General features: G+C 55.5%; 7 protein-coding genes, 1 tRNA gene and 5 pseudogenes. 9 read left to right on the forward strand and 4 right to left on the reverse strand.

What is annotated here, in order from left to right:
- Positions 1-38 precede the first annotated feature (38 nt).
- From GPOALKHO_RS09670 to recD, 3 genes are all read left to right on the forward strand, one after another.
- On the forward strand, positions 39-692 hold the full coding sequence (locus GPOALKHO_RS09670) for an insulinase family protein (RefSeq protein WP_406702329.1): 654 nt from the start codon (positions 39-41) through the stop codon (positions 690-692).
- A gap of 136 nt (positions 693-828) precedes the next feature.
- The gene (recB, locus tag GPOALKHO_RS09675) at positions 829-4,386 is read left to right on the forward strand and encodes an exodeoxyribonuclease V subunit beta (protein ID WP_406702330.1); all 3,558 of its coding nucleotides are present in this window, start codon (positions 829-831) and stop codon (positions 4,384-4,386) included.
- Between the two features lie 16 nt (positions 4,387-4,402).
- Positions 4,403-6,295: an exodeoxyribonuclease V subunit alpha gene (recD, locus tag GPOALKHO_RS09680; RefSeq protein WP_406702331.1), complete on the forward strand. Its 1,893-nt coding sequence runs from the start codon at positions 4,403-4,405 to the stop codon at positions 6,293-6,295.
- 99 nt (positions 6,296-6,394) lie between these two features.
- On the opposite strand, the pseudogene GPOALKHO_RS09685 reads toward recD, so the two are convergent.
- Positions 6,395-6,951: pseudogene (locus tag GPOALKHO_RS09685) on the reverse strand (amino-acid N-acetyltransferase); the annotation flags it as partial.
- 813 nt (positions 6,952-7,764) lie between these two features.
- On the opposite strand from GPOALKHO_RS09685, the gene GPOALKHO_RS09690 reads away from it, so the two are divergent.
- Positions 7,765-8,040: a hypothetical protein gene (locus GPOALKHO_RS09690; protein ID WP_406702332.1), complete on the forward strand. Its 276-nt coding sequence runs from the start codon at positions 7,765-7,767 to the stop codon at positions 8,038-8,040.
- 227 nt (positions 8,041-8,267) lie between these two features.
- On the opposite strand, the gene GPOALKHO_RS09695 is transcribed toward GPOALKHO_RS09690, so the two are convergent.
- Positions 8,268-8,343 (reverse strand) — tRNA-Met (locus GPOALKHO_RS09695).
- 240 nt (positions 8,344-8,583) lie between these two features.
- On the opposite strand from GPOALKHO_RS09695, the pseudogene GPOALKHO_RS09700 reads away from it, so the two are divergent.
- Positions 8,584-9,717 (forward strand): annotated as a pseudogene (locus GPOALKHO_RS09700) (3D domain-containing protein); the annotation flags it as partial.
- Between the two features lie 16 nt (positions 9,718-9,733).
- Positions 9,734-10,541, forward strand: a pseudogene (gene tcdA, locus GPOALKHO_RS09705) (tRNA cyclic N6-threonylcarbamoyladenosine(37) synthase TcdA).
- Positions 10,542-11,306: 765 nt separating this feature from the next.
- Here tcdA and GPOALKHO_RS09710 read toward each other — a convergent pair.
- Both GPOALKHO_RS09710 and GPOALKHO_RS09715 read right to left on the reverse strand, forming a co-directional pair.
- Positions 11,307-11,468, reverse strand: coding sequence for an aminotransferase class V-fold PLP-dependent enzyme (locus GPOALKHO_RS09710; RefSeq protein ID WP_406702333.1), 162 nt, complete (start codon positions 11,466-11,468; stop codon positions 11,307-11,309).
- A gap of 90 nt (positions 11,469-11,558) precedes the next feature.
- Positions 11,559-11,738 (reverse strand): hypothetical protein, encoded by a 180-nt coding sequence (locus tag GPOALKHO_RS09715; protein ID WP_406702334.1) that lies wholly within the window; start codon positions 11,736-11,738, stop codon positions 11,559-11,561.
- A gap of 608 nt (positions 11,739-12,346) precedes the next feature.
- Here GPOALKHO_RS09715 and GPOALKHO_RS09720 point away from each other — a divergent pair.
- From GPOALKHO_RS09720 to GPOALKHO_RS09730, 3 genes and pseudogenes are all read left to right on the forward strand, one after another.
- Positions 12,347-13,164: pseudogene (locus tag GPOALKHO_RS09720) on the forward strand (transcriptional regulator GcvA).
- A 118-nt stretch (positions 13,165-13,282) separates the two neighbouring features.
- Positions 13,283-13,658: pseudogene (locus tag GPOALKHO_RS09725) on the forward strand (DUF423 domain-containing protein); the annotation flags it as partial.
- A 6-nt stretch (positions 13,659-13,664) separates the two neighbouring features.
- On the forward strand, positions 13,665-13,877 hold the full coding sequence (locus GPOALKHO_RS09730) for a hypothetical protein (RefSeq protein WP_406703486.1): 213 nt from the start codon (positions 13,665-13,667) through the stop codon (positions 13,875-13,877).
- Positions 13,878-13,915 lie beyond the last annotated feature (38 nt).

Genomic DNA, 13,915 nt, shown 5'->3' on the forward strand with positions numbered 1-13,915 from the left:
AGCTGGATCCGATTTATGCCGATAAGGAGCACCATGTGGTGAATGCTGAGCTCACCCTGGTGTGTACCAGCGACGTCCTGCGCATGGCGCAGATCCGGTCTGGAACCATGAATCCGGCTCACCTTGCTTCGCACTTTTTAGGCGGCAATCCTGACACCTTGAGTGATAAGCCCGACAGCAAATTGCACGATGTGCTCCAGCATTTCTACAAACGTTATTATTCGGACAATTTTATGGCAGCGATCATTTACAGCAATCAACCACTACCCGACATGGCGAAGTTGTCGGCCTATGCCTTTGACCACATTACCAACCACCGGGCGTTGGTGTCGCCAATCATCGTACTGGCGGCGGCCGCCCTGCCCATTGCTAACAACAGCGCCGCGTTTCGCAGCAAAATCGATACTTATATCAATCTCATCGGCAATTGCAGCCCAGGAATCCTAGCGGACTGGCTGCAAAAAGAGGAGCTGGCGGCCTCTATTGACGCCGGCGCCGATCCCATGGTTAATCGCAACGGTGGAGTTTTCGCCATTGCCGCCTTCCTTTCAGACAAAGGGTATGCACAGCGCGACCAGGTGATGGCGACCATTTTTTCCTATCTTTCATTGCTGCGGCATCAGGGAATTCAGGGTCACTATTTTGACGAGATAGCCCATGTACTAGGCCAGGATTTCTGTTTCAGGCGATGACCCAGTTGCAGCTGAGCAATTATTTCCAGTTGGAGGTTATCAAGCAGCAGCGATTACGCTCACCTTACTGGCTTGGCTCTGTTTTCCAATACATCAGCCCTACAACAGGCGCTGCCGGTGCAATCAAAGGAGCTGGATGGCGCTGATGGCCACCGAGAGCCTTAACCCTCTCACGTTACCGCTACAGGGCACCCGTCTTATCGAAGCGTCGGCTGGAACGGGAAAAACCTATACCCTGGCGGCGCTTTACCTACGTCTGCTGCTTGGGCTGGGCGGCGATGCGGCGCACCCGCGGCCATTGAGCGTGGAAGAAATATTGGTGGTAACCTTTACCGAGGCCGCCACCGAAGAACTTCGCGGCCGTATCCGCGACAATATTCATCAGCTGCGGCTGGCTTGCGTGCGTGGCAAGAGCGAGGATCCGCTACTGGCGGCGCTGCTAGAGCAACTCAGCTGCCTGCGGCTGGCCGCATTGCATCTGCTAGCGGCAGAGCGGCAGATGGACGAAGCGGCAATTTATACCATCCATGGCTTCTGCCAGCGCATTCTGAATCAGAATGCTGTCGAATCCGGCATGTTATTTCAGCAAACATTACTGGAGGATGAATCGTTTTTGCGCCAGCAGGTGAGTGCTGACTTCTGGCGACGCCACTGCTATCCGTTGCCGCTGGACGTTGCGCGTATGGTGCAGCAGCATTGGGAGGGGCCGGAAAATTTGCTGGCGGAACTGCTGCCTTATCTTCAGGGTGAGCCGCCGGCGGTGCTGGATCCGCCTAATATCATGGAGTCTATCCTATCGCGTCATGTGCGCATCATTGCCGGCATTGAAGACCTCAAGCGACAATGGCGCGCGACGTCAGCGACGATTAGGAGGATGCTCGACGAGTATAGACTCGACCGTCGGGTGTATAGCAGAAAAAATCTGCTGACCTGGCTTGCGCAAGTTGATCGCTGGGCGAGTGAGCCCACCGTGGATTATCGAGTGCCGGATGAGTTGGCGCGGTTTAAAAGCTCAGTGCTAGCGGATAAAACTACAGCCGGGGAGTCGCCTCGGCATGAACTGTTTGCCGCGGTGGAGGCTTTTTATCAGCAGAGCCCCTCGCTGCGTGAGCTGATTTTCGCCATGGCGTTGACGGAAATGCGTCAGGCGCTGGAGCGGGAAAAGGGGCGGCGCGCGGAGATGGGGTTCGACGATTTGATGAGTCGCCTCGACCGGGCGCTGGCCGGCGGTGGCGGTAAAGCCCTAGCCGCGTCGGTGCGTACGCACTATCCGGTGGCGATGATCGATGAGTTTCAAGATACCGACCCACAACAGTACCGTATTTTCTGCCAAATTTACGGCGATCAGCCCGGCTGTGGTATGCTATTGATAGGCGATCCGAAACAGGCTATCTATGCATTTCGCGGCGCGGATATTTTCACCTATATGCGCGCCCGCAGTGAAGTAGATGCTCACTATACCCTTGATACCAACTGGCGTTCCGCGCCAGGAATGATCAATGCGGTCAATCAACTGTTCCAAAGCTTGCCGGCGCCGTTTATTTTCGATGATATTCCCTTTTTGCCGGTGGCGTCTGCCGCGAGCAATGTCGACCTACGGCTGGTGGTGCGGCATCAGCCTCAGCCGGCGCTGCGCGTCTGGCTACAGCCGGGCGCCGGTGTAGGTATAAGCGAGTACCAACAATTCATGGCGCACCAATGCGCCGCCACCATTCGCGATTGGCTTTACGCCGCGCGCGAAGGCGAAGCCTGGCTTGAAGGGCGTCAGGGTCGTCAGCCGCTGCAGGCGTCGGACATTACAGTACTGGTGCGCAACCGCAACGAGGCGGTGCTGATACGCGACGTGCTGGCGGCACTGATGATCCCGGCGGTGTATCTCTCTAATCGGGATAGCGTCTTTGAGACGCCCGAGGCGCGCGAACTGCAATGGATCCTTCAAGCGGTGTTGACGCCGGAAGATATCGCGCTGCGCCGCGCGCTGGCCACCGAACTGCTTGGTTTTGATGCCGCGACTATTGATGCACTGAATAACGATGAACGCCGCTGGGAGCAGCGGGTTGAAGAATTTGCCGACTATCGTCAACGTTGGCAAAAAACCGGCATACTACCGATGCTGCGTCAAATGATGATAAACCATGGCATCGCAGAAAACCTGTTGGCAAGTCAGGGTGGCGAACGCCGGCTGACCGACGTACTGCATTTGGGAGAACTACTGCAGGAAGCTTCGACGCAACTGGAGAACGAATTTGCGGTGGTTCGCTGGCTAGCGCTGCAAATGGAATCCCCTAATCCACAGGCAACGAATCAGCAATTGCGGCTGGAAAGCGATCGTCATATGGTGCAAATCATTACGGTGCATAAATCCAAAGGTCTGGAGTTCCCGCTAGTATTCCTGCCGTTCGCAGCCGATTTTCGCATGCAAAAGCGGCCGCTGTTTCACGATCGCCAAGCGTACGGAGCCTGGCTGGATCTCAGCGCGGCGCAAGAGAGTTTACGGCTGGCGGAAGAAGAGCGGCTGGCGGAAGATTTGCGTCTGTTTTACGTGGCGCTAACGCGTTCTATCTACCACTGCAGTCTAGGCATCGCGCCGTTGTATCGCGGCAGCCGCAAAAAAACCGGCGCCAGCGATCTGCATTTGAGCGCACCCGGCTATCTGATTCAGCAGGGGCAGGATGGTGATGCGGATGACCTGCACGATCGGCTGGTAGCGCTGGTAGCGCGCGCCGACGGCGATATTGCCCTGTGCGAGGCGCGGGCCGAGTCGGCACAACCGCTAATACCCATCCACGCGCCCGCTCCCGCACTAAGCGCCCGTAACTGGCCTACGCCGCTGTGCGATCCTTGGCGGGTAACTAGCTATTCCGCTCTACAACAGCACGGTAGTTCGGTGGTGATGGAGCTGCAACCGCGGTTGGACGTGGATGCCGCTGGGGAGGGCGGGCAGCAGGAAAGGCCACAGTTGACGCCGCATACATTTCCGCGCGGAGCGTCGCCGGGGACGTTTTTGCACGGTCTATTTGCAACGTTGGATTTCAACCGGCCGTTGGACCCACAGCGCCTGAGCGAACAGCTGGCACAGCAGGGCATCGACACCGTCTGGCTGTCGGTGCTAACGCACTGGATGGAAAGTATTATCGCTATGCCGCTGGATGGTGGGTCGCTTTCTCTCGCGCATCTGGCGCCCGACAGCCGCCTTGCTGAATTATCGTTTTATCTGCCTATTGACGCGGTAGTGCAGGCGCGCGATGTGGATCTGCTTTGCAAGAGCTACGACCTGCTTTCGGCACGCTGTCCACCGCTAGATTTTCCACAGGTTAAAGGGATGCTGAAAGGGTTTATCGATCTGGTTTTCCGCTGGCAAGGCCGTTATTACCTGCTGGACTATAAATCCAACTGGCTGGGAAAGGAGAGTGCTGACTACGCCTTGCCGGCAATGGAACAGGCGATGATCGCCCATCGTTATGAGTTGCAGTACCAGCTTTATACACTGGCGCTGCATCGCTTTTTGCGCCATCGCCTGATGGATTATGATTATCAACGCGATTTCGGCGGGGTATATTATCTGTTTCTGCGCGGCATCGACGCAGCGCAACCGGGAAATGGTGTGTTGCATTGCCGACCGGACATGGCCTTAATCGACGGACTAGACCGCTTATTCACCGGCGAAACGCGGCTGGCGGCGCAAAGCGGCTGACGAAGGAAGCTTGTCGATGGAAGACATTGTTGCCGAAGCGCAACGGTTGCGTTTGTTCCGGCCACTGGACGTCCATTTTTCTCGTATGTTGGCCACGCCTTCCGAGCCCGCGCTGATGTTGGCCAGCGCTTGCCTCAGTGCCGATGTCGGCGCCGGCCATGTTTGCCTGCCGTTGGCGCTATTAACGCCGGCGCGGTTGTTTGACGGTCGGCTGCCGACGCTGGCGCAGCTGGCTTGGCTGCGCGCCGGTAGCCCTTCTCTTGACGACTGGCAGCGGCACCTGCTGGCATCTAACGCGGTGAGCGACGGCTCACGTCCAACGCCGCTGGTGCTGGACAACCAGCGCCTGTATTTACGGCGCATGTGGCAGCATGAATGCGCGGTAGCGCAGTTCTTCAACCGGCCGCAACCACCGGTGGTCGGCGACGAAACCACCCTTGTTGCGGTGCTGGCGCGCTACTTTCCCGGCGACGGCTCGAGAATCGATTGGCAAAAAATCGCTGCGGCGGTCGCGATAACGCATCAGGTGGCGATAATATCAGGCGGGCCGGGCACCGGCAAGACCTCCACGGTGGCTAAGCTCTTGGCGGCCCTGTTGCAGTTGAGCGACGGCGGCCGTGCGCGCATGTTAATGGCGGCCCCAACAGGAAAAGCAGCAGCGCGCCTGAGCGAATCCATTGGCCTAGCCCTACAGCGTCTTGAGCTGGATGAAGAGCAGAAACAGCGATTGCCTCGCGAAGCGATAACGCTGCACCGCTTGCTCGGGGCAAAGCCCAATAGCCAGCGGCTACGCTATCACCATGGAAACCCGCTGCATGTGGATATTCTCATCATTGATGAAGCATCAATGGTTGATCTGCCGATGATGGCCAATGTGACTGCGGCGCTGCCGCCGCAAGCGCGAGTGATCTTCATAGGGGATCGATGTCAGCTATCCTCGGTGGAGGCGGGAGCGGTGCTGGGCGATATCTGCCAATTCGCCGAGGCCGGTTACAGCCCTGCGCGCCGCGCGGAGCTGATGCGACTAACGGGCTTTATGTTGCCCGCGGGTACGGGCGGCGGTTATGGTATTGCCGATAGTTTATGTCTACTGCGTAAAAGCTACCGCTTCGATGAAGAATCCGGTATTGGCCGGCTGGCAAATGCTATCAACGCCGGCGACGCCAAGGATGCGCTGGCGCTGCTTAATGCTGGCACTGCAGCGGATGTCGTCTACACACCGCTGCGTGAGACGGCGGATTATCAGCATATGCTGGACGACTGCGTCGAAGGTTATCGGGACTATTTGTTGCGGGTGCGCAACCATGATGCGCCGGCCGTGATTCTGGACACCTTTAACCGCTTCCGCCTGCTGTGCGCGCTGCGGGAGGGACCTTTTGGAGTCGCCGGCCTGAACGACCGTATTGAGCTAGCCTTGAGTCGGGCGGGACTGCTCGCCCTCGGCAATGCCGAGGGCAGCTACGCAGGTCGGCCTGTGATGATCGTACGCAATGCGCCGTCGCTGGGGTTGTATAACGGCGATATTGGGATCTTGCTATGGGATGGCGAACAGATGCTGCGCGTGCATTTCTCCCTGCCGGACGGCGGTGTCAAAGCGGCACTACTAAGCCGACTGCCGGAGCATGAAACGGCATTCGCGATGACGGTGCATAAATCCCAGGGGTCGGAATTCCATCATACCGCGCTGGCAATACCCAATCAGATTTTGCCGGTGTTAACACGAGAATTGCTGTATACCGCTGTCACGCGCGCGCGCGCGCGGTTGTCCCTGTACGCGACCGATGAGGTATTGCAACACGCCATGGCGACCAAAACTCAGCGGCGCGGTGGCCTAATCGACCGGCTGGCTGCTAGCCAGGTCATACCGCCGCGGCCAGCCGGTCCCACGGTACTAGACTCAACCGGCTAGCACGCGTGCTAGCCGTTAAGAGTGCCCTCACTGCACTGTGGCCATCCTGTAACTTTTCCGTTTTGATCGCTTTACCGTTTTATGGCCGTCCTGCGTCTCAAGGTCGTCCACCGGAATTTTAGACCGGTGCTGGTGATTATACAGCGTCTTTTCGGGTTCGACAGTATGTCCACTTCCATGGGTGAAACCGCGTTCTTGAAACCAGGAGATTCTGCGGATAGTGAGCACAAACAGTTTCTTCGGCCCCACTTGTAGCGCCTGTTGCAGATGCACGTCAACAGCATTTCACCGCGTGACTGTGATAATCGAGATGTACAGCCACGCAGGCCTTTTCCCCATCTGCTGATCGAAAAAGGGATAAAACGCCGCGCAGACGATGGTCATGTTGCAACTGCTCGCGAGAGCAGCGCACCAAACCCCCACTGTTCCAGCGGACGAATGAGCGCCAGCATGCCGCCGATATCGTTAATCGTGGCCCGACCCCTTGCTCAGCGCTTTATAATTTGCGTGCCCGTCGTGAGGAAAAGCTCTTGCACCAGCGCGCCATCTTCTTGATAGCCAATTAAGATGGCAGTGGCACGTCGCTACGACAGGCTTTACAGTACACTGCAGAAAGCAATGCTGGAATGGTAATCGCCGCGCGCTTCCGGCTGTTCCGCCAGAAGCGTCGTTGGGGAACAGCGTCGCCGTCCAACTGGCGGTGAATCGCTTCAATTGGGCGCGGTGATATCCAACTGTAGCTGGCCGGCAGCTTGCTTCACCCGTTCGAGGATGAGGTGTCGGTTATGTGGGTATGTTTGTTGTAAATTGGCTCAAGATGATGTACCGCCAGATTAGCGTATTAACAATATTGGCGAAATTTTTACCCTCTGTGAATTATTATTCTGATTTTATGCATTTTACTCTCTTAACCCTCGCTTGGTAAGTCTCGATTTACAGTAGTCCACTTTGCACCGCCCATGTCTGGCTTTTTCTGGATGACGACGGTCGGCTGTTGGGGTAAAGTTTCCGCCGTTAACGATAAACGATTGGTTTTTCAGATAAAACACTGTTACCAGCGGAGCGCTATACTTGACTCAGAACACACCGCGCACGCCGATATTTATTATAGGGCGTGACCGCTACCTGTTAGCTTCACTGTCATCATGACTATTGTGGCGGTGCGCGTTCGGCCCGCCTCTAGCTATGCCCGTGTGAGGCTTGGATCGAACGTCACCTAGCAGGCTGTTGACGGAAGTAGGCATGACGTAGTTACAAACTGTTTACCAAAATTGGTAGCAATTTACGTCTCCTGGTTTGATTGTTGAATATTTAGCCGCGCCCACCAATAGCCCATCAAGTAAGAGAAAGCGATGACCACCGCGTTGGCGATAAAGGTGCAATAGGCGCGGCGTGGTGGCACAATGAGCCAATAACCGTGAAAATCCTTTATGCCTAAGCAGAAAAGACCGGCATCGTCAGCGATGATAATGACTGATAAGATCACCGAATTGATCCTGCACGATATCCAGACTAGCCTACTGGGACCAGGCACTTGGTTGAAACAAATCTATCTAGAACAGCGTTATCGCTGCGGCCGACCGGAAGTACGTCGCGCCCTGGACCGACTGACACAAAAGCGACTGATGGTCCATTTCCGCCCGCAAGCACGATGCGATGATCGATGCGGGCGCCATGCCGACGGAGAGCGACTGCAAATGGTAATGACGCGGCATATCCGCCAACAGGATCGCTATGACCGTTGATTCGCCAACAAGAGTATTCGCAGGTGGGCGCGGTTGCGGCGTTATAGCAGGAGAGTGACTCACGCCAACATACCTCCTAATGGCAGAGGTAGCACATTTTGCCGACGCGGGGCGCGGCGCCGGGATACGCCATCACCCACGCGATCGAGAGATGAAAAAACGCTTTATTGCTTTGCATCATGAGAGAAATGAACAAAACGATAAAGCGTTATTGACCACGGGCGAATTGGTTGCGGGGCCGGATTTAAATCGACGGCCTTCTGATCATGAGCCAGACGAGCCACTAGATTGCTCCACTCCGCGTCCGTGGATACACGCTATACGCTGTAGCGATTATGATGTAGTCCGTTTTTACTAATAGCCCATATTCTCCTGATATTTTCAATTTCACCCCGTTGCACTACTTATGCTAACAAATCATTTGATATATCGTTAGCCGTTAAAATTAAACGGCGCGAGAACATTATGAGTAAACAGCGGGTAAACCCATGTGATTAGCGGTGTTATTGTCGCCATTTTGCCGGGCGCCAATCCTGACCCGACGATCGCAGGCAGCAGTACAAAGATGGTGAACTTACCCAGCCGCTGACGCTGGTCAACGCGCCCAAGGCCCGTAGCAAGCCGATTAACGCCGAGGACTATGCTGACAGGTGCTTGAATCCAATATGCCGCCGCCTTATTTTAACGCAATCAGACCAATTTACTGCTATCCAGCCGCCGACCTTCGCCCAGCGGCTGGATAGCAGTAAATTAAGCCAGTTCGGCATCAAAACTTATTAAATGTAAGGTGCGGATAATTACGGCAATGTGCAGTTTGCTGGTTATTACACCCCGGTAGTGCAGGCGCACTACTCGCCACAGGGCGAGTTCCGTTATCCGCTGTACCGCATGCCGCCGCGCGGTAAGATCACCGCCTGTTGGACCGCGCAGCTATTTACAGCGGCGCGCTGAACAGTGGTCTGCCTATCTCCTGGACCAATTCGCTGATGAATAGTTTCATGATGGCAGTCCAGGACAGCGACTGCATGGGTTACGACGCCGGCCGGGCCGCTGATGTTTTTCCTACTCTGGTAAAATGGTCACACCTACCGCAGCAGTCGATGCAAACGATACGCTACTGGGCTTAAGCTGAAGTATGCAAGCTGCTTAAGCAAAATCCATCATGTGTGTTCTTTAAGCCGGCTCCTTTTATGCCGGTGAAGGGGCAGCGCCGTGCCGCTGGTGGCGAAATCGGCCGTGGCCTCCGACCGTTCGCCTATCCACACCGGTACCACGATCTTGGCGGAAGTCCCGCTGATGGACACATAGAGATAAATTCACGGGAAAATATGAGCTCCATTTGATGGTGGCCTTGGATGTCGACGGTGCGATTAAAGGCCAGCATTTCGATATGTATCAAGAGATTGGCTCGCAAGCGGGATACCACGCCGGCCATTATAACCATCATGGCCGGGTCTGGGTGCTTATAATAACGGTGGCAGCCAAGCCGTTGGTACAGGGAGGAGGCGTGTAATAGGCGGTACCTCTTGTGGTCTGATGGGCGGCAGTTCAGGCGGTTTAACAGGTGCCCAGCCTGCCGCGCGACTGGCGCCCAATATTCCGCAGGTGATTTACGACAACTGGACCGCCGTCAGAGGCTCCATCCGTTCATCAAGCGGCGTGTGGGTCTTCTGTTAATTGCAGCATAAACAGCATGAATATATCAAGCGCCTGGTTGCAGCGCTTTGGCGGCACTGCTCGGCTGTATGGCCAGGGTGCGCTGGCAGTATTCGCCGTCGCCCACGTCTGCGTGATCGGTATGAGTGGGGTCGGATCCTGGGCAGCGGAAGCGCTAGCCAGAACCAATATCGGCGCGATAACCTTGATTGATATGGATGATGGCGTCACCAATGCCAACCGGCAAATTCACGCCCTGCGCGATCGCGTGGGTAGCCAAAAATTTCGGTGATGGCTGCGCGTATCGCGGCCATTAATCCCGCATGCCTGGTAACCGCTATCGATGATTTTGTCACCGCCGATAACGTGGCGATGAGGTTGAACAGCGATTTGACTATGTCATTGATGCTATCGATAGCGTGCAGGCCAAAGCGGCGCTGTTGGCGTACTGTAGTCGCTACAAACACTGGTGGTTTGCGCCGGCGGCGCCGGCGGCTAGACCGATCACGCCCGTATTCAGGTAACAGATCTGGCGAAAACCACCCAAGATCCGTTGGCGGCCAAGGTCCGCGAACGTTTGAAGCTTTGGTTTCAGGTGGTGCAGAACAATAAAAGCAAGTTGAGCATTGATTGCGTTTTTCCAGAGAATAATTGGTCTATCCTCAGCCTACGGTTCAGTCTGCTCGTCCCCCGCCACGGCGGAAGTGACTAAGCACATAGACTGCGCATCGGGTTTTGGTGCCGCGACCATAGTGACCGCAACCTTTTGCTGTGTTGCCGTTGAGCACGCGCTGAAAATGCTTGCCAAAGCACGGCAGCAGTACGCCGTGCCGACCGCCGTCTAGAGATTGCACTGTGACCCAGAGCGGACCGGTTGTGACGACAAAGAGTGTAGCGTGTTCAAGCTCGGGAGCGTGCGACCGCGGACCGCGCCGGCAGCACCTGGGCGGTCGTCAGCCACCGGTGGCGATATGGGCGCTCCAGCCCAAGATAACGAAACAATGCCAGCGGATCTGTGTGGCGCAGCTCAAGCGCGTTCTTTGCCCTCCACAGCCTCAGACAATGGCTGGCAGACCTTTGGCGATGTGGCCGTCGCTATCGGCATACGAGGATTGTCGCGGGGATCTTCAGGCTATCCGGCAGCGTCGGCAATGTCGCAGTCTATCCTTCCGCTGTCAACAATCGATAAAGCGCCGGGCCCAGTTCAATAGCAGTAATGTCTGTGTCGAAGAGGTCGGGTCGTTAAGGGGTAACGCCTCTTTTGTAGTTGGCTTTGTTGTTTGCTGAAACTGGCCATAGCGGCGGCGGTCGCTTATACCAGCCGATCCACTTCCGCGAAGGCGTTTTATATAAAGGGTGAAAGAGGCACGCATTGTACCGGGGAAGCCCAGGGCAGCCATCAGCGGCTGGGCGATAGCTTGATGATGTATACTTTCGAAGGCGAAAGTCGCAGGGGCGATCCCGGACAGCGGAAAGTGCGGAGTCGTGACAGCAGCTAAGCGCAGCGTCCAAACCGACAATCCCGGCGATATTCGATGTACCCGCAAAACAGTACGGCGGCGTGGTGACCACCTCGTCGAACGACACAGTGCTGAGCATTTTCCGCTGCCCTACCACAGAGGCATCGTCGCCAGCAGATCGGTTTTACCATACAGCACGCCATACAGTGTATGGCCGGAGAAAGCGCAAAAGTCGATATTCAGCGCCGCAACATCCGGTCTGCCGTGTACTGTCCCTGCGCGCTGTCGACCACCACCGCCGGTATCCGCCACACCTGGGCGATAAATCTTGCAAATCCTGGCAACCGTCTGTTGGGTGACCAGATTGAGCGACCCGGTGTGGCCGCGCGTCCAGATAACATCTTACGCCCGCGATGCGCCTAGCCAGCGGGGCATATGCTGACGTGCCAACTCGCAACGGCCGGTTAACGATTGCGCCTGACGGTAGCTGCTGCGGTAAACATTGCCCTGTGCCAGGTGATAGAAATTTTCGGTTTCCGCTAATACCGGCAACAGCTTCAGGTCGGCGGGCGTGCTATCCAAATAGGCCTCTCCGGTCGAGATGGCCGAAAATGCTGGCAGAAAGCTTTAATGTCAAACTATGTCACGGAACTCCTATGAGGACAACCACCGGCGCACTCTGGCTAAGTTGCTTAATTGCCTATCATTTTATGGGAATATCGTGAAAACCAGTTATGCTTGTGACTATCGGGTAATATTAATATCCAAAGCGAATAACGGATTAATTTAATATAGCAATCTACTCTGCTCAATGAAGAAAACAGTCGCAGTCATTACCGCCCGTGCCTTACGCCTTTACGTTGAGCGCCTGAATGGGCCACGCGCTTTCTAATGGGCCACGCGCTTTCTATTAGCAACGTACTGATGGCTGAAAAGGTATCCTAAAACGGATTTAAACGTTAAGCGGCACGCATTCGCGTCCCAATCTGCAAACACAACATCAGATCACTTGCCAAAAGCGCTTTGAAAACATTATATTCCAACGTACCTTGTGTTAAGGCTTGCGAATGGCCACAACTATAGGTATTTGCTGGCGCATCACCAACGGACAAATTATAATAACTCGAATAAAAATAAAAATGCCTATGTTGGCCCTACTCATGATTCTTAGTCCAGAAAAGCGCTTGCCTATGTCCAAACGACTTCCCCCGCTTAATGCCCTGCGGGTGTTCGACGCGGCGGCGCGCCACCTGAGCTTTACCAAAGCAGCGGACGAGTTGTTCGTCACACAGGCCGCTGTCAGCCACCAAATCAAATCGCTGGAAGACTTTTTTGGCCTAAAATTGTTCCGCCGCCGCAATCGTTCGCTGCTGCTGACCGAAGAAGGCCAAAGCTATTACCTGGACATCAAAGAGATTTTCTCCGCGTTGGCGGAAGCAACGCGCAAATTGCAATCGCGCAGCGCCAAGGGCGCTCTTACGGTCAGCCTGCTTCCGAGCCTTGCCATGCAGTGGTTGGTACCGCAGCTGTCGAGCTTTAATGCCACCTGGCTAGGCATTGATGTTCTGCAGGCAATGGATCGTGAAGAGGACGAGCTGGCGGAGGGCCTGGACGTGGCTATTTTCTATGGCCGCTGCAATTGGCCCGGGTTGCGGGTAAAAATGTTGTATGCCGAATACCTGTTGCCGGTTTGCGTGCCCGTACTATTGACCGGCGTCCATCCGCTGAAAACGCCAGCGGATTTAATCTATCATGCCCTCTTACATGACGCCTCGCGTCGGAAGTGGCTGGCCTACAGCCGGCAATTGGATGTAAATCAGCTCAATGTGCAGCAGGGACCGATTTTCAGCCACAGCGCCATGGTCCTGCAGGCTGCGATCCATGGTTGGTGGCGCTGGCCAATAACGTCATAGCGCCAACGGAAATTGAGATGGGCGGCTAGCGTGCCAGTTCAATGAGGTACTAGAAAGCAAAAACGCTGGGCAAAATCGCCGCCTTTCGTCAATAGATCTGGGTGTGCTCGGCCAGCGAACAAGAGACGTTCCGCTTTCGTTACGGCGCGACGCTGCCTGCTCATGGCATCACTGCATGACACACTGCATCAATAATTATCGGAATTGAGAAACATGCATAGTCGTGGAGTGCTGATTTTCGCCACCCTGAGTAGATTCTTATTCGTGGCTATTGGCGCTTTCGCCGCCCATGACCTGCGTCTGTCGCTTGTGGAGCTGGAAATGGCCTGGTTAAGAACCGGTTTGGAGTATCAGGCCTTTTATGCGCTGGCAATTATGGCTCTCAGCACGGCGATGATGCGCAATCCGAACCTGTGGTTTTATTGAAGCGGCGTGCTGCTGGCTTCGGTATCGTGCTGTTTTTCGGCAGTTTATACTGTCTCGTGCTGCTGTCGCACCTGCGCACGTGGGTGTATATCACCGCCATCGGTGGTGACGCTTCCTGGCGGGCTGGGTGCTGCTGATTGGTGCGCTGCGCCTGAAAAGGCGGAACACTGTGAATAACGTTATTTATTTGTATTGCCGCCACGACTTTGAGAAAGGGTGTGCCGTTGAAATTATCGAGAAGGCCGCTGAACGGGAGCTCTATAGCATTGTGCGCATGAAGGAAAATAGCGGCTACGTGGTCTTTGTCTGTTACCAGCATGAAGAGGTGGCTCGATTGATCCGCACCTTACCGCTACGCAGTGTGATTTTGCGTATCAGATGATGCTAGCGGGCGACCTGCCGCACGATTTGCCTACCGAC

Source organism: Sodalis sp. (in: enterobacteria), assembly GCF_036327475.1.
Classification (GTDB): domain Bacteria; phylum Pseudomonadota; class Gammaproteobacteria; order Enterobacterales; family Enterobacteriaceae.